The 22081-nt window shown below is 67.6% G+C and carries 19 protein-coding genes; 1 reads left to right on the top strand and 18 read right to left on the bottom strand.

Going from position 1 to position 22081, the window contains the following annotated elements; all coding sequences use genetic code 11:
* Window positions 1–142 precede the first annotated feature (142 nt).
* The 7 genes from AC2A1K_RS29330 to AC2A1K_RS29300 all read right to left on the bottom strand — a co-directional run bounded on the left by AC2A1K_RS29330 (window position 143) and on the right by AC2A1K_RS29300 (window position 9230).
* Window positions 143–1876: an ABC transporter ATP-binding protein gene (locus tag AC2A1K_RS29330; RefSeq protein WP_483899882.1), complete on the bottom strand. Its 1734-nt coding sequence runs from the start codon at window positions 1874–1876 to the stop codon at window positions 143–145.
* Window positions 1873–2430: an ATP-binding cassette domain-containing protein gene (locus tag AC2A1K_RS29325; protein ID WP_483899881.1), complete on the bottom strand. Its 558-nt coding sequence runs from the start codon at window positions 2428–2430 to the stop codon at window positions 1873–1875. Before AC2A1K_RS29325 ends, AC2A1K_RS29330 begins: the two co-directional genes overlap by 4 nt.
* Window positions 2431–2916: 486 nt before the next feature.
* Window positions 2917–4209 carry an FAD-dependent oxidoreductase gene (locus AC2A1K_RS29320; protein WP_483899880.1) on the bottom strand — a complete coding sequence of 431 codons (1293 nt, stop codon included), beginning with the start codon at window positions 4207–4209 and terminating at the stop codon, window positions 2917–2919.
* Window positions 4210–4228: 19 nt separating this feature from the next.
* Window positions 4229–5422: an acyl-CoA dehydrogenase family protein gene (locus tag AC2A1K_RS29315; protein ID WP_483899879.1), complete on the bottom strand. Its 1194-nt coding sequence runs from the start codon at window positions 5420–5422 to the stop codon at window positions 4229–4231.
* 63 nt (window positions 5423–5485) lie between these two features.
* Window positions 5486–7255 carry an FAD-binding protein gene (locus tag AC2A1K_RS29310; RefSeq protein ID WP_483899878.1) on the bottom strand — a complete coding sequence of 590 codons (1770 nt, stop codon included), beginning with the start codon at window positions 7253–7255 and terminating at the stop codon, window positions 5486–5488.
* A 163-nt stretch (window positions 7256–7418) separates the two neighbouring features.
* Entirely contained in the window at window positions 7419–8408 is a 990-nt protein-coding gene (locus AC2A1K_RS29305; RefSeq protein WP_483899877.1) for a VOC family protein, read from the bottom strand.
* A gap of 33 nt (window positions 8409–8441) precedes the next feature.
* On the bottom strand, window positions 8442–9230 hold the full coding sequence (locus AC2A1K_RS29300; protein ID WP_483899876.1) for an alpha/beta fold hydrolase: 789 nt from the start codon (window positions 9228–9230) through the stop codon (window positions 8442–8444).
* 303 nt (window positions 9231–9533) lie between these two features.
* On the opposite strand from AC2A1K_RS29300, the gene AC2A1K_RS29295 reads away from it, so the two are divergent.
* A complete protein-coding gene (locus AC2A1K_RS29295) occupies window positions 9534–10295 on the top strand; it encodes an IclR family transcriptional regulator (RefSeq protein ID WP_483899875.1) in 762 nt (253 codons plus the stop codon).
* A gap of 565 nt (window positions 10296–10860) precedes the next feature.
* Here the strand turns inward: AC2A1K_RS29295 and AC2A1K_RS29290 are convergent.
* The 11 genes from AC2A1K_RS29290 to AC2A1K_RS29240 form a co-directional block, all read right to left on the bottom strand.
* Window positions 10861–10983 (bottom strand): CoA transferase, encoded by a 123-nt coding sequence (locus AC2A1K_RS29290; RefSeq protein WP_483899874.1) that lies wholly within the window; start codon window positions 10981–10983, stop codon window positions 10861–10863.
* Between the two features lie 36 nt (window positions 10984–11019).
* On the bottom strand, window positions 11020–11847 hold the full coding sequence (locus AC2A1K_RS29285) for a mycofactocin-coupled SDR family oxidoreductase (protein WP_483899873.1): 828 nt from the start codon (window positions 11845–11847) through the stop codon (window positions 11020–11022).
* Between the two features lie 446 nt (window positions 11848–12293).
* Window positions 12294–12725 (bottom strand): ester cyclase, encoded by a 432-nt coding sequence (locus AC2A1K_RS29280; protein ID WP_483899872.1) that lies wholly within the window; start codon window positions 12723–12725, stop codon window positions 12294–12296.
* Complete coding sequence (locus AC2A1K_RS29275) at window positions 12722–13078, bottom strand: nuclear transport factor 2 family protein (RefSeq protein WP_483899871.1); 357 nt, start codon at window positions 13076–13078, stop codon at window positions 12722–12724. Before AC2A1K_RS29275 ends, AC2A1K_RS29280 begins: the two co-directional genes overlap by 4 nt.
* Window positions 13079–13240: 162 nt before the next feature.
* A complete protein-coding gene (locus AC2A1K_RS29270) occupies window positions 13241–14758 on the bottom strand; it encodes an aldehyde dehydrogenase family protein (protein ID WP_483899870.1) in 1518 nt (505 codons plus the stop codon).
* A gap of 45 nt (window positions 14759–14803) precedes the next feature.
* On the bottom strand, window positions 14804–15694 hold the full coding sequence (locus tag AC2A1K_RS29265) for a VOC family protein (protein WP_483899869.1): 891 nt from the start codon (window positions 15692–15694) through the stop codon (window positions 14804–14806).
* Window positions 15695–15806: 112 nt separating this feature from the next.
* A complete protein-coding gene (locus AC2A1K_RS29260; protein ID WP_483899868.1) occupies window positions 15807–16319 on the bottom strand; it encodes a cupin domain-containing protein in 513 nt (170 codons plus the stop codon).
* 67 nt (window positions 16320–16386) lie between these two features.
* Window positions 16387–17712: an MFS transporter gene (locus AC2A1K_RS29255; RefSeq protein WP_483899867.1), complete on the bottom strand. Its 1326-nt coding sequence runs from the start codon at window positions 17710–17712 to the stop codon at window positions 16387–16389.
* Window positions 17713–17843: 131 nt separating this feature from the next.
* Complete coding sequence (locus AC2A1K_RS29250; RefSeq protein ID WP_483899890.1) at window positions 17844–18815, bottom strand: dihydrodipicolinate synthase family protein; 972 nt, start codon at window positions 18813–18815, stop codon at window positions 17844–17846.
* Window positions 18816–18983: 168 nt separating this feature from the next.
* Window positions 18984–20171: an acyl-CoA dehydrogenase family protein gene (locus tag AC2A1K_RS29245; protein WP_483899866.1), complete on the bottom strand. Its 1188-nt coding sequence runs from the start codon at window positions 20169–20171 to the stop codon at window positions 18984–18986.
* An 83-nt stretch (window positions 20172–20254) separates the two neighbouring features.
* Window positions 20255–21943 (bottom strand): FAD-binding protein, encoded by a 1689-nt coding sequence (locus tag AC2A1K_RS29240; RefSeq protein WP_483899865.1) that lies wholly within the window; start codon window positions 21941–21943, stop codon window positions 20255–20257.
* Window positions 21944–22081 lie beyond the last annotated feature (138 nt).

Genomic DNA, 22081 nt, shown 5'->3' with positions numbered 1-22081 from the left:
CAGGCGCGGGATCGCCGAGGAGCTCGTCCGAACCGGCGCGAGGGTCGCCCTCGCCGATCTCGACCGCTACCGCCTTCTAACGACAGAGGACGAGCCGGCGGCGGCCGGAGACCTGGTCGCGCTGGGTCGCGAGGCGTCGCCGTCAAGCGCCGATCCGCCACCCGCGGGCGCGCCGACGCACCTCCCAGAACACGGTATAGCGACCGCCCCTCGCGAGGAGGTCCTCGTGTCGGCCCTGTTCGGCGATCGTGCCGTCGTCACCGAGCACGAGGATCCAGTCGGCCGCGACGACCGTCGGCAGCTGGTGGGCGATCACGACGAGGGTCCGCCGAGCCATGAGCGCGCGCATCGACCGGGTCACGACCGTGGCGTTCTCGGGATCGAGCGCAGCCGTGGCCTCGTCGAGCATCACGATCGGCGCGTCCTTGAGGATCGCCCGCGCGACCGACACCCGCTGGCGCTCGCCACCCGAGAGCGCCACCCCGCCCTCCCCCACCGCGGTCGCCCAGCCATCGGGCAATTGCGCGACGACCTCGTCGAGACCGGCGAGCCGGGCCGCCTCGGCGACGTCGACGTCGGAGGCGTCCGGGCGGCCCATGCGGACGTTGGCCTCGAGGGTGTCGTCGAACAGGTAGACGTCCTGAAGACCATCGACAGCTGACCGCGCATGTCGGCGTCGTCCAGCTCGCGGACGTCGACCCCGCCGACCAGCACCGACCCGTCCGCCACGTCGGGGAACCCGCCCGATCAACGTGGTGATCGTCGTCTTGCCGGAGCCGGACGGCCCCACCAGCGCCACCATCGTCCGCGGGGCGACGCGGAACGAGACGCCGTCGAGCACCGTGCGCTCGGTGGCGTAGCCGAAGCGGACGTCGCGGAATTCGATCGCCCCCGGCTCCTCGACGGCCACGGGTTGCGCAGGCGCAGGCAGCGGGCGCTCGTCGAGGATACTGACCACGCGCGCGAGGTCGTTGCGGGCCATCCGCAGCGCCCCGGCGAGCAGGCCGACGTCGGCCAGCGGCCCGACGAACCGGGCCCCGAGCGCGATGACCGCGACGAGCACGGCGGCCTGCACCGACCCGGCCACGGCCAGCCCCGCGCCGACGACGATGATCGCCGACAGGGTCATCTGTACCGCGATGCCGCTCATGATCGAGCCCGGGACGCTGGCCCACACCGACCGTCTCCCGGCGGCCCGCTGCTCGGCGATCGCGTCCGAGAAGGGCCGGTATCCCTCCGCGCCGCGGCCGAACGCGCGCAGCACCGGCTGGCGGCGGGCGAACTCGACGGCCCGGCTGCCGGCGACGACACCGGCCTGGTCGACCGCCTGGTCGGTGCGGGCGATCAGGCGGGCGCTGGCGGTGAACGCGAGCGCGATCACCGGCGTCGCGACCACCGCGACCAGGCCGAGGCGCCAGTCGAGGAACAGCATGACCACGGCGATCGTCGCCGGGGTGACGACGCCGGTGACCAGCGGCGCGAGCAGGTGTGCGCAGACCCCGCCGACGGTCGTGGTGCCGGTGGTGGCGCTGCGGGTGAGACGACCGATGCGCTCGGAGCTGAACCAGCCCGGCGGCAGCGTGACGATGTGGTCGCCGAGGCGGTGGTGCAGGGTGCGCAGGATCGTCAGCGCGACCGCGAAGCCCGACATGGACTGCAGGTAGTGGACGACGCAGGTCGCGACGACGGCGGCCAGCATGATCGGGAGCCATCCCGCCGCCGTGGCGGTGTCGCCGACCAGCAACGCCGAGAGGGTCGGGACGAGCAGCGCCAGGGAGAGCCCTTGCAGCACCCCGTAGAGCACCAGCCACGCCAGGAAGCGTCGCAGCGCCGGCGTGTGCGACGGACCGAGGATGGTCGAGAGCAGGGAGATCACGAGCGCTCCTCCGTCGTGGTGCCGGCGGCCTCGGCCGCGGCGTGGGCGCTCCACATCCGCGAGTAGAGTCCGCCCGCCGCCACGAGGTCGTGGTGTCGGCCGCGCTCGACGACCCGGCCGCCGTCGAGGACGACGATCTGGTCGGCGTCGGCGATGCTCGGCAAGCGGTGCGCGATCACGAGCAGGGTGCGGCCGTGCGCCAGCTCGCTCAGTGCGTCCTGGATGGCGGCCTCGGCCTCCGGGTCGGCGAACGCCGTGGCCTCGTCGAGGACGAGCACCGGGGTATCGGCGAGCAGGGCCCGGGCGATCGAGACGCGCTGGGCCTCGCCACCGGAGAGCACCGCGTCCTCGCCGATCACCAAGTCGTAGCCGCGGGGCAGCTCGAGGATGCGATCGTGGATGCGTGCGACCCGGGCGGCCGCCTCGACCTGCTCGTCGGTGGCGTCCGGCGCGCCGAGCCGCAGGTTGTGGGCGACGGTGCCGCGCAGCAGCCCGACGTCCTGGAGCACGAAGCCGACGTGGCGGTAGAGCTCGTCGGCGGCGATGTCGCGCACGTGAACGCCGCCGACGCGCACTGCGCCGGCGGCGACGTCGTGGAAGCGGGGGAACGAGCGTCGCGAGCGTCGACTTGCTGGCTCCGGACGGCCCGACGAGCGCGGTGACGGTGCCGGCGGGCAGCGTCAGGTCGATGTCCTGCAGCGTGGCGGCCTCCCCATAGGAGAACGACACGTTCTCGAACTCCACGTCGGCACCGTCGGGGACCCGCGGAGTACTCGGCGCCGCCAGCGGCGGCGTCGCGAGCAGCGTCGCGATGCGCCCGGCGGCGGCCGTGGCCTGCAGGGAAGCTCCGCGGGGCCGGCTCGCTTGGTGGGTCCCGGTCGCGCCGGCACCGGGCTGAGATCACCCGCCCCGTTCAGCACCTGTCTCCGGTTCTCGACGCCCTAAGGTTCCCGGTGTACCGGTGGTAGGCGGTCATGCCTGCTGCGGCGGACCTCAATGGGACACCTGGTCGGCAGTCGACTCCAGCCAACCCACCCACGTCAACGGGCGGAGGGAGCGTGCGGCCACCTTCCTGGGGCGTCGAGTTCGTCGGCGATGTCGTAGCCGTGGATCCAGTCCAGCTGCTCCGGCAGGGAGCGCAACGCCCGATCGCGGTCGGCCGAGGTCGCGCCGTCCGGCCGGTGAAAGATCTCCGAGTTCACCCATGACGCCCGCTGCACCTGCCTTGTGCGCGTCCGTCGGCGGGCCTCGAATGTGCTCAGGGCTGCCGGGAGGTCCGCGACCGTGCAGTCGGCCAGCAACCTCGCCAGCAGATAGGCGTCCTCGATGGTCTGGTTCGCCCCCTGGCCCTGGTGCGGCAGCATCGAGTGCGCGGCGTCGCCGAGCAGGACGATGTTGCCACGATGCCATGACGACAGGGGCGGGAGCGAGTACAGCGCCCATCGCGGACTCTGCTCGCATGCGGTGACCATCTCGACTACGGCGTGATGCCAGCCGGCGAATTCGGCCTCGACCGTGCCCGCTGGCGCGTCCTGCAACCATCGATCGACGGGCCACGGGACGGGGCCCGGGACCACTGCGAGGAAGTTTACGCGATCCCCGGCGATCGGATAGTGGAGGATATGCGCACCCGGCCCCATCCAGAACTGAATCGCGAACGGATCGGGCAGCGACGGTAGGGCGTTGATGGGGACGATTCCTCGGAACGCCGACGTCGACGAGTACTGTGGAACGACGCCCTCGGGGACGACCCAGTCTCGGACCACGGAGTGGACGCCGTCGGCGCCGACGACGACGTCGGCGGTCACGGTGGCGCCGTTCGCGAAGGTGAGCTCGATCTCCGCCGCCTGCTGGGTGATCGCCTTCAGTGTGTGGCCGAGGTGCAGCCGCTCGGGGGCGAGCGCTGAGGCCAACACAGTCTGGAGGCTCACGCGGTGCAGGCCGAGGAACTCGGCACCATAGCGTTGCGTGTAGGTCTCCCTCATCGGGAACGCGATCGATCGGGCACCGTCCGACCAGTGTCGGTACACGACCTCGGTCGGCTCCACGGAGACCTCGGTGAGCCGCTCGCCCACGCCGAGCCTACGCAGGACACGCGTGCCGTTGGCAGCCAGGCCCACCGCGGCCCCGGCCTCCCGCAGCTCCGGTGCATGCTCGTACACGTTTGCCTCGACGCCGAATCGACGCAGCGTTAGCGCGAGGGTCAGGCCGCCGATACCACCACCGACGATCGCGATTCGTGGCACATCCATGTCCTTCATCTCCGGTCCCGTCGTCCGTCCGACGTCCGCGCGAACTGCCTCCGAGCGCCCAGCGTCCAGCGCCGCCACCATGGCCGTCTCCTGGCACGTCTCAGATGTAGGTGGTGATGTTCTCGGGAAGCTCGAACTCGGCCCGGGCGAACGCCTCGTACATGAGGGTCGGATTGATCCACGCATGACGGCTGCCGACACTGAGGTCCCTCCAGTACCGCTGCACCACGCTGCCCTCGCTGAAGGACGAGGCTCCGCCGAGGTCGAGGAGTCCGTTCATCGCCGCCTGCATCCGCCGCACCCCGTGCGAGGTGTCCATGCGGCAGCGCGCTCGCACCGCGGGCGGCAGGGCGCGGCCGCCAACCGTCTCGTCCTCGAGGGTCGACGCCGCGCGCAGGATGTGCAGCCAGGCGCTGTCGATGCTCATCCGCGCCTTCCCGTACTCGGCGTTGAGGACCCCGGAGTCGGTCTTCTTGCTGAAGTCGAAGTAGGAGACGCCACGGTCGGGGAGATCGCGTGCGACGACCGTGGCAGCCCCTTCGACGGCGCCGAGCAGCGGGCCCATCAGCGCGACGCTGAACATCGCCGCGAATGGGATCCGGTCCATGTACTCACCGTCCGCCGCCGGATTCGCCTCCTGCGCGAGGCGGCCGCTCAACGTCATCATCAGCTCTCGGGGCACTCGGACCTCGTCGGCGATGACGGTGTTGCTCCCCGTCGCCCGCATGCCGGCGACCCGCCAGGTGTCTTTGATCGACAGTTCCGACATCGGCATGAAGGCGAATCCGACCTCGGCGGGGCCGGCGGCGGCGTTCTCGATCCGGACCCCGCCGAAGAACCAATTCGCATGGAGGCAGCCGCTGGCGAACCCCCAGGTGCCGGAGACGAGGTACCCGCCGTCGCTGGTCGGGCGGGCTCGCCCGTTGAAACCGTTGACCCCGCACACCAGCGGCCGCCCGCCCGGTGCGCCGAGGATGGTCCGTGCGCCCTCCTCGGGCAGATAGGCTCCGGCCATCGCCGTGCTGTAGCTGATCAAGGTGAAGACCCAGGCCGTCGCCGGGCAGCCCTTCGCCAGCTCGGCCGCCACTCGGAGATGGTCCTGCAACCTCGCGCCGAGGCCACCCCATCGCCGGGGGACGACCAAGTCGAAGAAGCCCTTCTGGACGAGGGCTTCGATGGTGTCGTCGGAGACCCGACGTCGTTCCTCGGCGTCGGGTGCACGTTCCAGCAGGACGTCGTGCAGCTCGCGCGCCTGGGCGAGCAGCTGCTCGGGGGTGGTCTCGGTGGTTGTCATGAGTGAGCCTCCAGTTCGCTCGGCGTCGGCGGAAGGGGCGCGTCGGTACCCGTCGGCCGCGCCTCACGCGGCCGTGGCGGGGGACTCGCACATGTGCTCGGCGGCCAGGAAGCCGAAGGCCGATGACTGACCGAGCGAGATCCCGCCGCTGGCGTAGATCCGCCCCATCACGCTGGCGGCGGACGTTCCGCAGGCGTAGAGCCCCTCGATGCGCTTCCCGTCGGGGGTCAACACTGCGGCGTTCTCGTCGGTCACCAGACCGCCGGCCATGCCCAGGTCGCCGGGCACGACCTGCACCGCGTAGAACGGAGCCCGCTCCAGCGCGCCCAGACAGGGATTGGGCTGCACCGCCGGATCGCCGTACACCTGGTCGTAGGCCGACACGCCCCGGTGGAAGTCCTCGTCCACTCCACGGCGCGCCATGGCGTTGAACCTCGCGACCTGTTCGACGAGTCCCGTCGGGTCGATGCCGCACTGCACGGCGAGGTCGCGGATCGAGCTGGCCTTCTTCAGGTGCCCGCTTCGCAGCCACGCGGTGGGGCGCAGCCTGGGGAGCGACGAGCCGAGCGGGAAGCGGTTGCGGTGCTGGGAGTCGAGGATGAGCCAGGCTGGTACCGCGGGGACGACTCGTTGGCGCTCGTACATCGCCTTGCCGACGGCCATGTAGTTGCACGCCTCGTTGGTGAACCTGCTGCCCGTAGAGTCGACGATCATGGTGTGAGGCTGGTGTCGCTCGGCGAAGAACAGCTCAGGCTGCCCGGTCGGGCCGATGAGCAGCGGGAACCAGTACGCCTCGTCGAGGTTGTCCACCGCGGCGCCGAGCTCGGTGCCGCGGGCGTAGGCGTCCCCGGTGTCCGCAGGGACCGTCAGTGACCAGTCCGTTGAGACCGGGTGCGGACCGAACTTCTCCCGGAGCTCCTGGCTCTGCGCGAAGCCGCCGCAGTTGAGGAGTACGCCACGCCGCGCTCGGATCCGCATCATCCCGCGGCTGGTGCGGGCGAGGACTCCGGTGACCCGGTCACCCTCCCGTAGGACGTCCACCATCTCGGTGTTCAGCAGGATTGGGATCGACAGCTGCTGTGCAGCGTGGAGCAGCTGGCCGATGTAGGCGGCGCCAAGCGTCAACGGCTGCACGCCCCGCAACTTCGTCCAGTACGACCTGGCGAGCACACCGGCCGCCGCCGCTGCCGCCCGCGGAGACGTCATGGCAAACGACATCTTCTTGGCGTCCCCGATCGAGCTCATCAACGCGCCCAGGGGGAACTGCTTGGAGTCGACGACCCAATTGCGGCCCGGACCGAGGCGGCGCGCGTCGAACAGCGGCGAATTGAGCATCCGGCCGTCGGACTTGCCCCCCGGCAGCTCCGGGTAGTAGTCGGGGTAGTGGTCGACGAAGAATCGGCAGCCAACGGACTCGAGGAACGAGAGCATGCGCCGTCCGCCCGCGAGGTACGCCCTCTTTCGGGCGGTGTCGGTTGCTGGTCCCGCGTTGCCGACCGCAGCCTCTAGGTAGTCCAGACCGTCGTCCACGGAGTCCGCCACGCCCGCGGCCCGCTGGCAGGGGTTGTCCGCGAACCACAATGCGCCGAGCGACCGGGACGAGGTCCCTCCGACGTGTGGGCTGCTTTCGATGACCAGCGGCTTGTAGCCGCGCGAGCGGCTCACCATAGCCGCGATCAGGCCGCCCGGGCCCGCGCCAACCGAGACGACATCAACCTCGATGTCCCTGATGCCACCTAACTCCGTTGACGACATATCGTCCTCCTCATCTCGTTCAACCGACCAGATCGAGTACCGATCGCACGACCGCCGACTCGCGATGGCTGGCGCCATCGAGACCCGGTCGAAAAGTGTCACCACGCCCGCCGACTTGCCCGAGTCGACCGCGGTCTGGCGGCGCTTCGACTAGAGAGAACTGCGTGAACACACGCGGCGGGCTGTGGGCGGCTCGACGTGGCTGCCCGCCCGGACCGGGAGGACGCCAGCAGGTTGTCGGTCAAACAGTCAGGTGCTGGAGATCGGCAGCGGCCTCCGCCGAGATCATGGGAGTGCCTTCGGTGAAGAACCCGGAGGGGAGTTGGGTGCCTCCGATCGCCAGCCCGTCAGCAGCGAACTCCTCCATCGTCCACGTCTTCGTCTCCCCGTCCGGATCGAAGTGCAGGAACCCCGAGTTGCCAAACAGCTCGATCCGGTTCCCGCCAGGCTCGAAAACGTAAAGGAACGCGCCCTGGGTGATCCCGTGAACGTCGGGCCCGGCCTCGATCTTGATGCCGTACTCGCGAAACATCTCGGCGGCATCGACATTGTGCTGGTAAATCCCATAGTAGAAGGCGAGGTGGTGCAGGCGCCCGCGAGCCCCGTAGGCGTCGCGCATAATTGCGATCTCGTGACCGAGCAGGTTGCTCGAGAGCCAGGCACCGATCTCGTCCCCACCGTCGACGACGCGCTCACGGGTCAGGTAGCCGAGGTGTCGTTCAAGCGACTCGCGGGTGCCCGCAACGTCCCGAGCGAGGAGGTTGACGTGATCGAGTCGCTTCACAGGGATGCCCTGGAGTGGGCGCTTGGAGGCGCGCGACTTGATCGGAGAGCGCAGTTCTGCGGGCGCGTCGTACTTCTGCGCCTCCCATAACAGGGCGAACTCGTGGCCGTCGGGCGTGCGATAAGCAAAGGTCTTCCCGTAACCGAACTCGTCCTCGTGCCACCGACCGTCGACGTTGCCATCCCGGAGGGACTTCACCCGACGATCTAGAGCGGACGCCGACCGCGTCCGCAGGGCGGAGTGCCGGAGCCCAGCCTCGGGAGCCTCAGTGAGCTTCAGGCTCCACTCGTACGGATCCTCGTAGCCGCGAAGGTACGCCGACTGCCCCTCACGTCTGACCTCGTACATTCCGAGCAGCTGAGTGAAGAACCGCAGTGACTCGTCGGGGTTGGGCGTCAACAACTCGACCCGTGCGAGGTGGGCGATCTCCGTGCTCAATGTTTCCATCTCTTCTCCTTCGGATCGAACGTCTTCGCGTGCCTATTCCGCCAGAAAGTCGCCCACCAAGGCGCAGAACCGTTCAGCCTGCTCAACCTGGACCCAGTGACCACATCGGCCGAACACATGGAGCTGGGAGCGAGGGATCATCATGTTGAGCTGCACGGAGGACTCCAGTGGGATCACCCGGTCCTCCCGGCCGTGGACAATCAAAGTCTCCTGCTCGATCGAGGCGAGACTTTCGTCAGACAGACTCATGCGGTCCAGCGCTGCCTGACGTGGCGGCGGGAACATGCGGGCCCATGCCTCGGCGACTTCTGGTCGTGCGGCCGCATCGTGGCGGGCCTCGGCCACTTCGTCCGTGACGAGCCCCTGGTCATAGGCGAACAGAGCCAGCAGCTCACGCATCTGTTGCCGCTCCGGCGTGTAGCCCCAGACGGCGTCGAGGGCGGCGGTTATCGTGAAGCTGCGTCCGACACTGCCCATGAGGACAAGTCGCTCCGCGCGCTTCTCGAGCGCGAGCCGCAACGCCATCCCCCCTCCGAAGCTGTTGCCGACCACGTGCACTTTGTCGAGCCCCAGGGCGTCGAGGAAGCCGATCAGGTGGTCGACCCACGCCTCGACCGAGTACACCGTCCCCTGCGGTCGTTCGGTATCCCCGAAGCCAAGGATGTCAGGGGCGACGACGCGGAACCGCTGTGCCAACGTCCGCAAGGTCCCGCTCCAGTTCGCCCAGGCCGAGACACCAGGACCGGAGCCGTGAAGCAGCAGGACCGAGGTCCCCTCGCAGTCACCGGCGTCGTAATAGTGGGTCCCGACGCCGTCGACCATGACGCGGTAGCCTCGTGACTCGACTCTGGCCATGCGGTCGATCCACCTCCGTGGTCCTGTTAGACGTCAGTGGACCTCGCCACCCGCGCGCGCCGGAAGCGTCGTTTCGGTGGGTAGAACGCGCGAACCGCGCCAGCTGGGTCCGCACGGTGCGCCACTGGCGTCCGCGCGTCCTTCGGGGCATCATGTGTTGGTGGGCACGCGAAGGGGCATCAACTTGACGCCCTCGCCTAGATGCTCCCGGCGCCGATCGATCTCTGGTCAGATCTGTCATGTCCACAGACACCAGTGGCGGTGGTCAACGTGAGCGGAGGACCGTCGGGGAAAGCCGACGTCACGGTGCGCTCGATCTTGACGGCCCTGGACGTGCTCGACTGCTTCGTATCGGACGAGGAGATCGGCGTATCGGAGATCGGTCGCCGGCTCGGAGTCTCGAAGAGCACGGTCTACAGGATCCTGTCCACGTTGTCCCGCCGCGGGTTCATCGAGCAGAACCGCGACACGAACCGGTACCGGGTGGGTCTCCACATATTCGAACTCGGACAACTCGCTGCGACCCGCCTACGATTGCGCCAGGAGGCCATGCCGCTGCTCGAGGAAATCCGGCAACGGACCGGCAGCACGGTCCAGCTGTCCACGCCTGACGGGGTGGACGTGATATTCGTCGAGCGGTTGCAGAGCGCTCGCGGGCTCGAGCTACTGATGCCGTTCGGACGACGAACTCCCTCCCATGCCGCGAGCGGTGGCAAGATCGTCGCAGCTCACGACGAAGCGTTTGCGCAGGCACGGCGTACGTGCGGATTCCCGAAGCTGACACCACGGACTACGGCCTCTGTCGAGGAGTTCGACCAGCATCTCTCGTTCGCCCGGCACAGCGGCTACGCTGTCACGTTCGATGAGGTTGCTATTGGCCTATCGTCCGTCGCCGCCCCCATCTTCGATTCCGCTGGCCAGGTCGTCGCGGCTCTCTCGATGATCGACGTGTCAGAGAACGTGCGGGCACGCACGGAGAGAATGGGACGGCTGGCGACCGAGTCGGCGCGCAAGCTGTCTCGATCGGTCTGAACCGGCCAGGAGCACCGGGCTAGTGCTCCTCGGACGTGTGCCTCACACGCTCGCACCTCTCCGACTCTTCTGGCTACAGGGTGCGTCGATGTCGTATCGGGCCTGGCCGCAGCCGCGCGGTCCTCTCGCGTGGCTCCGAGAACGCGACGCCGGCGTGCGTGGCGGTCACGGCGCTGGACACGTTGCGCGGGTCCGACACGGACGACATTGACTGCCGTGATTGGCATGGCGGTCGCGAAGGACGCCCTGTGGACGACGAAGATCCCCAGTCGGCGATTGGTGATGCCACGGCAGCCTGGCCGGTTGGACGCGGCGCTGCAGCCCGAAGCGATCGACGCCCTGCTGGTGGTCGACGCCAAGGTGGCCGGTAGCCCGCTCGACCGGGCTGATGGTCTCCTCGACCAGATGACCAAGTCCGTTCTGGGCGGGCCCTGCAGGGCGAGGCGTCCCATCACGTGGCTACGAGCGCGACGCCCCCGTCTGGGTCGGTTCGGGGGACGTCGCCACGCTACCGTCCGGTCCCTGCTCCACTATGGAGCTCTTGCACTCCGAGTCCGGAAGAGCGCTACATGCGCAGTGGATCGGGTGCTGTCCGGACCTTCGATCTGATCACGTCCGCGCCGCAGTCGGCGAGCAGCCGCCCACAGCACGGGCCGGCGATGAGCGTACCGAGTTCCAGTACCCCCACGGCGTGCACTGCGCCCTCGTGCCGGACCGGGCGCGGTCAGAGCTGGCCACCGGCGTCCACGACCTGCATCGAGCCGGTGATGTACCGGCCGCTGTCGGAGACGAGGAACAGGATGGTCTCTGAGATGTCCGATGGCTCGAGGGCTGCGATGGGGAGCTTGTTGAGGGTGCGAGTCGCCACCTCGAAGTCCTCCCTCGTGGGGTTCTCCAGGTCTGGCCGGAAGAGCCGGTACATCGCGTCGTTGAGGATCATGTCGGTGTTCACCATCGTCGGGTGCACCGTGTTGACTCGGATGCTGTGCGGCGCGAGCTCCTTGGCCATCACCTTTGCCAACATCACCAGGCCCGCCTTCGACGCTCCATAATGAGCGGTGTTCTCGTTCGCGTAGATCGCCGCCAGCGAGCTGATGATCACAACGGATCCGCCGCGACCACCTCTCACGATGTGCGGAACGGAGGCCTTCAGCGATTTCCATACGCCGGTGAGATTGATGTCTATCATGTCCTGCCACGTCTGGTCGGACATGCTCAATGTGGGTGCCGGACTCGAGATCCCCGCGTTAGCGACGACGATGTCCAGGCGTCCGAACTCCGCGATGCCCATCTCGACGGCGGCCTCAAGACCTGCGGGGTCCCGGACGTCGGCCTCGGCAGCGACGATCCGTCGGTCCAGCGCCTCCACCTGCCGGACGACCTGAGCAAGGTCCTCAGCTGTGGCCAGCGGATACGGCACGGTGTCGACCACCGCCGTGGTGTCCACCGCGATGATGTCGGCCCCCTCTTCCGCGAGGCGGACGGCGTGGCTGCGGCCCTGACCTCGCGCCGCACCGGTGATGAACGCGACCTGTCCGTCCAGTTTCCCCATGTTTCCTCTCTTCGATTGCGTCAGGGCACGGCCGAATCAGCCCTGGAGAGACGACCGTCTTGAACCGCTCGGTCCGAAGGTCAACGACCGCCGGGCATGCCGCAATTCGAGCGTTCCACGTCATGACGAAATTCGCCGACGCAATTGGCGACGGTCGCGCTGACGTGCGCCGGACGTCGACGAGATTGTCACGCAGGACCCTCCCGGGAGGGACCCAGGCGTCGAGGACTATGCGGCGCGTCAGGGCTCCGCGCCGTGATCGGAACGTGTGCCGTACCCGGCGGTAGCCGGTGCTTGTTCGTGGGCGACAAAATTCGCCCTTGGAGCACACATACACGCCGCCAGCCCAGCGGCCCAGATAGACGACCGAACCGAGAGAATGGTCCAGGTTCGACAAACGGGGCGCGGTTCGCGCTCATCGCGTGGCCGGTGGTGTCGCCCAAGACCTACTCGCGGCCGCCGATCTGCCGTAGGAGTTGATCGTTGTCGAAGACGACGGTTTCGTCAAGGAGTCGGTCCTCATCGAAGTGGAAGATCGCGACCCCTGGTACGTCGACATTGCGGCCGGTCGGCTCGATGCCCGAGTAGCTCCCCCGGTGCTGCGCGGTGAAGTAGCCGTAGAGGATCACTGCACTGTCGGCGTGATGGGTCTCGGTGACGTGGTAGTAGAAGTCGGGGAACGCGGAGAGTAGGGCGGTGAGGCCCGCCTTGACGGCGTCGTGGCCGTCGAGTTCCTGGCCGAGCATGATGTATCGGGGTCGGTGGTGGAAGGTCGCGAGGGTCCGTTCCAGATCCCCGACGTTCTCGGCGTCGAGGTGCTCGTCGACGATTGCTTGTCGTCGCTCTCGCAGTGTCGTCAGCGGCTCCGCGGCGGTCACTGGGAGTCCTCCCATGTGGGTTCGGCGAACACAGGGTCGACGTCCATCGTGATCCGGTAGTCCACGATGGCGTCGCCGCGCAGGCGGATGACCGTCACGCACGGCAGCTCCACCTGCCGGTCAGTGCCGGCGTGGAAGCCGATGGAGAACTCAGCGATGATGATGTTCGGCTGATGCCAGACCTCGACGATGGTGTGTGTGGTGGTTCCGAGCGCGTTCAGGGCGCTGACGACGGCTTGTCGGATGTTCTCCCGGCCGTGCACAGGGTCCTGGTTCGCGAACCGGAAGCGAGCGTCGGCGGCGAACGGTTCCAGGTAGGTGTCGACGTCGCCGTTGTCGAGCGCGGCGGTCATCTGCACTACCCGCTCACGGGCTGTCTCCAGGTTGAGCTCGGTGGAAATTGACATTCTGCACCTCATGTTGTTGTCGGCTTGCTCCGATTGCACGACCCTCGGGCGTCAGCCGGTGGCTCGCCGAGAGAGCGGCGGGCACCCGTATAGCCGCTGATGCCTTGGTCAGCCGTACAGCCCGATGGGACCGTCTTGGAGATTGATGACGACGCCCTTGGTCAGGGTGTAGTGGCCGATCGTTTCGGCGCTGCCCTCGCGCCCAAAGCCGCTCTGCTTGTAGCCGCCGAATGCTTGCCCCTGCACGAAGTTGTAGTAACGGTTGACCCACACGGTGCCAGTCTGGAGGCCACGCGCGAGCCGGTGGGTCCGCGCGAGGTCGGTCGAGAAGATCCCGCCGCCAAGGCCGTAGATCGAGTCGTTTGCCATCTCCAGCACCTGCTCCTCGCTCTTCCAGGGGAAGACGCACGTGACTGGGCCGAAAATCTCCTCCTGCGCGATCGTCATGTCGCGGGTGACGTCAGTGAAGATCGTCGGCTCCACGAAATACCCGCCGTCGAAGCCAGGTACCGTTGCGCGCTGGCCGCCAGTGAGCGCAGTGGCCCCCTCTTCCTCGCCTAGCTCCAGGTAACGCAGCACACGGTCGAGCTGGAGCTGTGATGCCTGCGGTCCGAGCTGGGTGGTGGGCTGGGTAGGGTCGCCGTGACGGACTTTGCGGATGGTGTCGGCGAAGCGGGAAACGAATTCCTCGTAGACTCCTTCCTGCACGAAACAGCGGCTACCCGCCAGGCAGATTTCGCCCTTCATCAGCGTCGTCGACATCACCGCGCCTTCGACGGCCTGGTCGAGGTCGGCGTCATCACAGATGATCATCGCGGACTTGCCGCCCAGCTCGAGGGTCTGCGGAATGATGTTCTTCTGGGCGTACCCCATGATCGTTCGGGCGGTGGGGCGGGACCCTGTGAAGGCGACCTTGCGGACCTTCGGATTGGTCACCAACGCCTCGCCAACGGCTGGGCCGTAACCGGTGAGGATGTTCACCACGCCCGGCGGGAGGATGTCCGAGCACTCCTTGATGAACTCCAGCACCGACAGGCAGACGCTCTCGGCCGGCTTGAGCACGACGGTGTTGCCCGCCGCCAGCGCGGGTCCGAGCTTGAAGGACATGCTGATGAGCGGGATGTTCCACGGAATGATCTGGGCGCAGACACCGATAGGTTCGCGGTGGGTGATCATCGTCGCGCCGGGCAGATCGACGGTGTCGCCGTGCAGGTCGGAGACGGCCCCGGCGTAGACGTCGAACATCCCCGACGCCATCGGCACATCGGCCATGTGGGACTCGGCGAGCGTCTTGCCGTTGTCTAGAGTCTCCATCATGGCATAGTCGTTGGCCCGCGCCTTGAGCCTTCGGCCCATCTCGAACAGGATCGCTTGGCGCTCGTAAGGTGAGGTGGCGGCCCACGTCGGGAATGCCCGGTACGCGGCGTCGACCGCTCGGGCGGCGTCGTTCTCGTTGCCGGCGGCGATTCGCGAGATCTCTTCGCCGGTCGCGGGGCTGAGGATCGGTATGGTCTCGCCCGAATCCCCGCCGACCCATTCGCCGTCGATGAACAGCCCGTATTCCGCCTGGAAGTACCGACTCGCCAACTCTTCGAGGGGCGACGGGCCGGGCAGTGTGACAGACATTCTATACTCCTCCTCGCTCGTTCGACCCACTAGACTGCATTAGGGCTACGAGCCCAGTTCGAAACCTGGCGGGGGAAGCTGCCCCCATGCGCTGAAAACCTGAGCGAAGTCGCCGATGTCCCAGTAATTCGGGCCCGCGGCTCTGTTGGCCGCCCGCCCCATCTCGGCGGACAACTCGTAACGGTTGCCGCCCGGTGTCTTGAAGTAGGTGAAGAGGTTCGACCCGATCACGTGTCGGCCGGGGCCGACTTCCACCGGCAGCCCCACGTGGCCGAGAAGATCAGCGCTGCGTTTCATGTGCTCGATGTTGTCGAGCGTCCACGCGAGGTGGTGCAACGTGTACCCCCCTCCAGTGAGGAACGCCATGTCGTGCTGGTAGTCGCTGGTATGCAGCCAGCCCCCGAAGTAGCCCCCATCAGGTGTTTGGATGACATCCGACGCTCGGAAGTCCAGCAGCTGCGTGAAGAAGTTGGTGAACTCCCGGCCGTTCTCGAGCATCACGGTCACATGGTCGACATCGAGCGGCGCGATCCCGGTCCCGCGAGGATGGGCCGGCCGCGCAACTGACAGATACTCCACGCTCTCCTTGAGAGTCACCAACTCGATGACGTGCCCGCTCGGCGCGGCGAAGTGAAGCGCCTTGCCGACTCCGGGGTCGGGGTCGGACCGCAGCTGCGTCTCGATCCCGGCGTCGCGCAACCGACCATCATAGCGGTCGAGGTCCTCGTCCGAGGTCACGTCGAACGCGATGCGCTTCACCCCGGTGCCTCCGGTGGTGAGGATGACATCAGCGTTGTTGTCGATCCCGCATCCGAGGTAGATGGATTCGCCGACTCGATCCAGCTCGACCAGACCAAGTGTCTCGCGATGGAACTGGAGCCCAGCCTCTGCCTCGTTGATTCCGACCTCGACATGCGAGAGCTTCTGAATCCCCATTGGAATACCTTCCCGTCGCCTGGTCCTGTGGTGTTCCCCTACGACGAGGCATGTAGCAGCGGGTTCCTCGTCAGTGAGCCTCGACACCGAAGGGGCTCACTCGGGGACGGTCTCAAATGTCCGATTTCTTCCCGAACTCGTCAGCGAAACTGACGCTGCCACGGCTCTCCCGGAGATCGGCGTCCATGGCGTCGAGGAGTCGAGAGTTCTCGATGATGACCATGTGCACGTCTCGGTCGTGCGCGTAGTGGCGATGCCAGATCCACGGCGGCGTGAAGACGAAATCGCCCTTCTTCCACTCGACGACCTGGTCGCCGATCTCCGACCACCCGGTGCCTTCGGTCACGTAGTGGACCGACTCGTGCACGTGCCGCTGCAGGTCCGTCGCCGTCCCGCCCGGTATCATCTGGAGGAAAAACTCGACCGTCTTCATCGGCAGGTGTCGGATCAAGCCGATGTGCGAAGGATTGTCGGTGCTACCTCTTAGCCAGCAGGCATCCTCGGAGTGCGTCACGAGGTGCGGCTCGGTGACGTCCTGGTCGTCGCGCTCGTGCACGCGACGGAGCTGCTGGAGGAATTCCTGGAGGCCTTCCTCGCTCAGCTTGGCGCTCTGCGGCTCGGTCATGGGTGTCCTCCAAGACAACGGGGTGAGGAGCCATCGAGATGGCTGCAATCACGCTCGGATCGGGCGTCTATCCGGTCGGGAGCTCCTGCGACCGCGTCTCGCGAGCGGAGAGCGTGCAGAACAGTGAAACCAGCGCGAGGGCCGCAATGTAGAGTGCAATGGGCCAGAAGTGCCCGACCGCCGCGAGCAGGGCGGTCGCGATCAGCGGAGTGAAGCCGCCGGCGAGCGCGGAGGTGAGCTGGACCCCCAGAGAGACGCCACTGAGACGAACCTGTGTGGTGAACAGCTCAGCGAAAAAGGCACCGACCGGAGCGCTGATCGGCGCGTGTCCGAGACCGAAAGCCAGGATCAGTGCCAGCTGGATCAACCCGGTCGACTTCGTGTTCATCAGCAGGAAAAAGGGCGCGGCGAAGGCCGTCAGGAACACGGCACCGATGACCATGACCGGCCGCCGTCCGATACGGTCGGAGAGCGCGCCCCAGAGCGGCAGCGTGATCATCTCCGCGACCGCCCCGAGGAGGACAGCGGCCAGCAGCGTCGAGTTGGGGAGGCCGAGGAAGGTGCTGCCGTAGGCGACCGAGAAGGTCGCGATGAAGAAGAAGGCCGCCGTTTCTCCCGACTTCATCCCGAGGATGAGCAGGATCTGCCTCCAGTGTTGGCGGAGCACCTCGAGCATCGGAGCTCGCACCGTCCGGTTCTGCGTCCGGGCTGCCTCGAATACGCTTGACTCCGGCACGCTCAGCCGCACCGCGAGGCCGACTCCGACGAGCAGCAGGCTGAGCAGGAAGGGGACCCGCCAACCCCAATCGAGGAAGGTCGCCCGGTCGAGACCGGCGACCGCCCCGAAGGCCAGAGTCGCGAGCACGAGACCTGCCGCCATCCCGACCCCGGGCCACGCGCCGAAGAAGCCGCGCCGTGCAGAGCGGGCTCCATCGGCTTCAGCCGCCATCACAAAGGCTCCTCCCTGCTCGCCCCCCATAGCGACGCCCTGGAGCAGCCGGAGGACGACGAGCAGGATCGGCGCCGCGACACCAATCGTTTCGTAGGTCGGCAGCAGCCCGATGAGGGTGGAGACGACCCCCATGCCGATCATCGTCGTGATGAGGACGCTCTTGCGTCCGATGCGGTCCCCGAGGCTTCCGAAGATCACGCCGCCGAGCGGGCGGGCCAGGAAGCCAACACCGAAGGTAGCCAATGCCGCGAGCGTACCGACCACCGGATCGGCGTCGGGGAAGAACAACGTGCCGAATACGAGCGACGCCGCAGTGCCGTACAGCACGAAGTCGTACATTTCCATCGCGGTGCCGGCAGCGGCGGCGGTCACGGTGCGAGCGGTCCCCGGCCCGGTGCTCGTCCGAGCGGTCGACACCGCATCGCTGTCAACGGTCGACACAGGTGGGTCCTCTCTCAGAGGTGGCGGCTCGTGACCGGCACGCCCGGACGGGAGACGGTCGGCATGACGGAAGAGGGAAACGGGGTCCGGTGGTACACCGCCGACGGGCGCACATGGCCGCGGCGGCTCGCCTACACCGTGACGGTGGCCTGCTGGGCGCGACTCAAGTCGGCCCACCGCCGCCCGGCCTCTATGGCTCCATCGAGGTAGTCCTGCGGGGCGCTCTGGTAGGGCGGACGCGCGGGGCCGGGATCGACGACCCCTGCTGCCGCGATCCGCGCCTTGTCCAGCGGGATGTTGTAGAGCGAGAACTGCGAGAAGTCCCCGCCGGGCATCAGGGTCTCGTACGTGTGCCTGATGCCGTTCGTGATTTCCTCGGCGTCGTCCCAATCGGCTGACGAGATCGCTTTCCGCAGCCGCTCCAACGGTGCGGTGCCGCAGGCCGTGCTCGGGGTCCAGCACGCAGGCGCCCGGCCGCCCGCCAAGCGGTTTGCGTCGAGCCAGTCGGCGTCCATGGGGAGTAGCCGGAGCTCGTCTCCGCAGGCGGCGACGTCGTCAGCGTATTGCGGGCCAAGTGGTGGGTACTTGGCGCCGATGAGCGTCGGGATCTCAGCGAGGCGCGCATACACCTCCGGGGTGATCTTGCCCTTGAAGGCGGACGGATTGTCATAGAGGATGACCGGGGTCTCCGGCAGCGCCTCTGCAACTTCCGAATAGAAGCGGACGGTGCTGTCAGCGTCCAGCTGGCACCACATCGGCCGCCCAAGGAACAGCCCGGTGGCGCCGGCGTCCAACAGCCTGCGAGCCCGACTGATCGTCTCCCGCGTGTGCATCGTGGTCGCGCCGACGAAGATCGGAGCCCGTCCGCTGCACTCGGCGGCGACCGTCTCCGTGAACGTCACCGCCTCCTGCTCGGTGACCGTCGCCCCTTCACCGAACGTCCCCAGCGTGATCAGGGCGTCCACGCTGTGGGAGACGCCGCGGATCATCTCGGTAGTCGTTGCCACATCTACCGTGTCATCGGCGTCCCACCGTCTAGCATCCGACGTCGCCGGCGTCGGGACGATCCCTACGACACCGACCAGGTCCTCGGCCAACTGCATCCGCACCACGACTTGCTCCTTGTGTGAGGGTAGAAGGACGAACCGGGTACGTCCCGGCCGGACATCTCGAGTCCGGGGCGGGGGCACCGCACTCAGTGACCAACCGGCCAACCCGAGGAGAGGCTGCGGTCGTGCGACGACTCCCGCGCCCCGCCAACGTCGGTCTCGTCAGACGTACATGGTGACGTTGGGCTCGACGCCGAGATCAGCTCTGGCGAATGCCTCGAACATCAGCGAGGAGCCGATCCAGGCGTGCCTGCTCCCGACGCTCAGATCCCGCCACAGCCGCTGGAGCGGGTTGGACTCCGCGAAAGACGAGGCACCGCTGATGTCAAGGAGGATGTCCATGGCGGTCCGCATGGCGATCGCCGCCTCCGAGGCGTCGGCGCGGCAACGAATCCGGACCTCCGGGGGCAGCTGGGCCTCGAGGGTGCCCTGCTCGAGGGTGTCTGCCGCGCGCATCACATGCAGCCACGCAGTGTCGATCTGCATCCGGGCCCGGCCGAGCTGGGACAGGAGCGTCCCCGAGTCCGTCTGCTTGTCGAACTCGAAGTACGACACACCCCGCTTGGGCATGTTCTTGCTGACGACGTCGTATGCAGCCTCGACGGCGCCCAGGCACGGACCCATCAACCCGATGCTGAACAGTGGCGCGAAGGGCATCCGGTCCAGGACCTCACTGTCGGGGCCCGGGGCGATCTCCTGTGCCTGCCGGTCACCGATCCGCAACATGAGCTCGGGGCGAACCGTCAGCTTCTCCCCGATGACAGTGTTGCTCCCGGTCGCGCGCATGCCCGCGACGTTCCAGGTGTCCTTGATCGAGAGGTCCGAGAATGGGATGAAGGCCCACCCGAAGTCGACGGGGTTGTCATCCTCGTCCAGGATCATGACCCCGCCCATGAACCAGTCGGAGTGCAGACTGCCGCTCGCGAACCCCCATCGACCCGAGACGACGTACTGACCGTTCGGCGTCTGCTTCGCGCTCCCGGTGAAACCGTTGACGCCGCAGACGAGCGGCCGTCGCCCGGACCCGTACACGAGGTTCGCGCCCGCCTCCGGGAGGTACGCCCCCGCGATGCCGGTGATGAAACCGATGATCGTCAGTACCCAGCCGCTGGAGGGGCAGCCCTTGGCGACCTCGGCGGCCACCTTGACCTGACTCTTGATCCCCTCCCCCATCCCGCCCCAGCGGCGCGGGACCAGGAGCTCGAAGAAGCCCTCCTCGTACAGCGCGTCGATCGTCTCCTGCGGGAGTCGGCGGTCACGTTCCGCGCCGGCGGCACGTTCGGCAAGGACCGAGCGGAGGTCCCGCGCCTTGGCGAGCAAGGCGTCGGTGCCCTGAAGCGTTGAGGTCATCGTTTCAGCTCCTACGGTTACGTGGGTCGACGCGGCGGGCGCCACAACTGATCGGGCACGGTCGGCGATGTGCTGGAACGGCGTCAGGAAGCCCGCGGTACGGTGGTGGATTGCGACGCCATGTGCTCGGCTGCCAAGAACCCGAACACTGACGACTGGCCCAGGGAAATGCCACCGCCTGCGTAGACTCGGCCCATCGCGCTCGCGGCGACAGTTCCGCACGCGTACAGGCCGGGAACAGCGCGGCCGTCCTCCGAGATCACTGCCCCGTTCTCGTCGGTGCGGACGCCGCCTGCCATCCCCAGGTCTCCAGGGATGACCTTGGCGGCGTAGAACGGGCCCTTCTCCACCGGCCCGAGACACGGGTTGGGACGTATCCGCGGGTCACCGTAAACCCGGTCGTAGGCCGACCGGCCGCGGTGGAACTCGTCGTCCTCGCCGCTCCGGGCTGCCTCGTTGAAGCTCTTGACCTGGGCCTCCAGCCCTGCCGAGTCGATGCCGCACTCGTCGGCGAGCTCGCGCAACGATGAGGCCTTCTTCAGGTGGCCGCTGCGCAGCCACTTGCGCGGTTCCGCCATGGGAAGCGCCGCTCCCAACGAGTAGCTGCGCCGGTGCTGCGCATCGACAATCAACCAGGCGGGCACCGCCGGGACCGTGCGCTGCCGCTCGTACATCGACCGTCCGAACTCCATGTAGTTCGACGCCTCGTTGCCGAACCTCCTGCCGGAGGAGTCGACGATGATGCTGTGCGGCAGGTGCCGTTCGGCCAGGAACATCTGCGGCTTGCCGTCCGCCCCGACCAGCAGCGGAAGCCAGTAGGCCTCGTCCAGGTTGTCGCTCGCCGCGCCGAGCGCGAGCGCGGCCCGGTAACCGTCGCCGGTGTCCCCTGCCGCAGTCAGCGTCCAGGCCGTCGACGCAGGGTGCGGTCCGAATCTCTCCCGGAGGTCGAGGTCACGGGCGAACCCGCCGGTGTCGAGCAGCACCCCCCGCCTCGCTCGTATCCGACGGGTCACCCCGCCACTGCGGACGACGGCGCCGACCACCCGGCCGTCCTCGACCAGGAGCTCGGTCATCGCCGTCCGGAGCGCGACAGGGACGCCGAGCCCACGTGCGGCGTACAGCAGCTGCGACACGTAGGCCGCGCCGAGGGTCCGGGGTTTCACGCCGCGCAGCTTCATCCAGTACGAGCGAGCCACCACGGCGACCGCCGCACGGGCCATCGTGGCCGACGTCCCGGCCAGCGCCATCTTCTTCATGTCGGCGAGTGATTCGACGACGACGCCCATCGGGAGGGGGGCGGGAGGATCGACAAGGTCCTGCGCCGGGCCGAGCCGTCGGGCGTCGAACAACGGCGAATTCAACATCCGCCCATCCATTTTGCCGCCGGGCGCCTCCGGGTAATAGTCCGGATAATGGTCGATGAAGAACCGCAGACCACGCTCCTCGAGGAACCTCAACATCTGTGGACCCGCCTCCAGGTACGCCCTGTGGCGACGTGAGTTCGCGGACGGACCAGGATCGACGACTGCCTGCAAGTACTCCAGCGCGCTGTCCAGCGCGTCCTGGTGGCCCTCAGCGCGTTGGCGCGGATTGTCGGCGAACCAGAGCGCGCCGAACGACTTCGTCGACGTCCCGCCGACGAACGAGGTCTTCTCGATCACCAGCGGCTCTAGGCCGTGGGCATGGGCGACCATCGCGGCCACCAGGCCTCCAGGCCCAGCCCCCACCGCCAACACGTCGACAACCTGGTCGACCTCTTCAGTCGATTCCATAGCGGACACGCCACGCTCCCGAGTCGATACCAAGAGAGGAGGAGCCCGGCGAAATCACGCAGCGTCCACGACGCCCTCACGAGGACGTGACATATCGGAGCGAAGCATCGGTGAACCGGACCCACCAGCCAGCCCCAA

The organism is Actinomycetospora sp. 2LY8.5, assembly GCF_057180585.1.
The sequence above is the reverse complement of the archived record's forward strand: the minus strand, read 5'-3'. Positions and strand labels throughout refer to the sequence as shown.

Coding starts and splice junctions, on each gene's coding strand:
- AC2A1K_RS29320 (WP_483899880.1), bottom strand. CDS start 4,209: ATGGTGGCGGCGCTGGACGCTGGGCGCTCGGAGGCAGTTCGCGCGGAC.
- AC2A1K_RS29315 (WP_483899879.1), bottom strand. CDS start 5,422: ATGACAACCACCGAGACCACCCCCGAGCAGCTGCTCGCCCAGGCGCGC.
- AC2A1K_RS29310 (WP_483899878.1), bottom strand. CDS start 7,255: ATGGCGCCAGCCATCGCGAGTCGGCGGTCGTGCGATCGGTACTCGATC.
- AC2A1K_RS29305 (WP_483899877.1), bottom strand. CDS start 8,408: ATGGAAACATTGAGCACGGAGATCGCCCACCTCGCACGGGTCGAGTTG.
- AC2A1K_RS29300 (WP_483899876.1), bottom strand. CDS start 9,230: ATGGTCGACGGCGTCGGGACCCACTATTACGACGCCGGTGACTGCGAG.
- AC2A1K_RS29285 (WP_483899873.1), bottom strand. CDS start 11,847: ATGGGGAAACTGGACGGACAGGTCGCGTTCATCACCGGTGCGGCGCGA.
- AC2A1K_RS29275 (WP_483899871.1), bottom strand. CDS start 13,078: ATGACCGCCGCGCTCGACAACGGCGACGTCGACACCTACCTGGAACCG.
- AC2A1K_RS29270 (WP_483899870.1), bottom strand. CDS start 14,758: ATGTCTGTCACACTGCCCGGCCCGTCGCCCCTCGAAGAGTTGGCGAGT.
- AC2A1K_RS29265 (WP_483899869.1), bottom strand. CDS start 15,694: ATGGGGATTCAGAAGCTCTCGCATGTCGAGGTCGGAATCAACGAGGCA.
- AC2A1K_RS29260 (WP_483899868.1), bottom strand. CDS start 16,319: ATGACCGAGCCGCAGAGCGCCAAGCTGAGCGAGGAAGGCCTCCAGGAA.
- AC2A1K_RS29250 (WP_483899890.1), bottom strand. CDS start 18,815: ATGCAGTTGGCCGAGGACCTGGTCGGTGTCGTAGGGATCGTCCCGACG.
- AC2A1K_RS29245 (WP_483899866.1), bottom strand. CDS start 20,171: ATGACCTCAACGCTTCAGGGCACCGACGCCTTGCTCGCCAAGGCGCGG.
- AC2A1K_RS29240 (WP_483899865.1), bottom strand. CDS start 21,943: ATGGAATCGACTGAAGAGGTCGACCAGGTTGTCGACGTGTTGGCGGTG.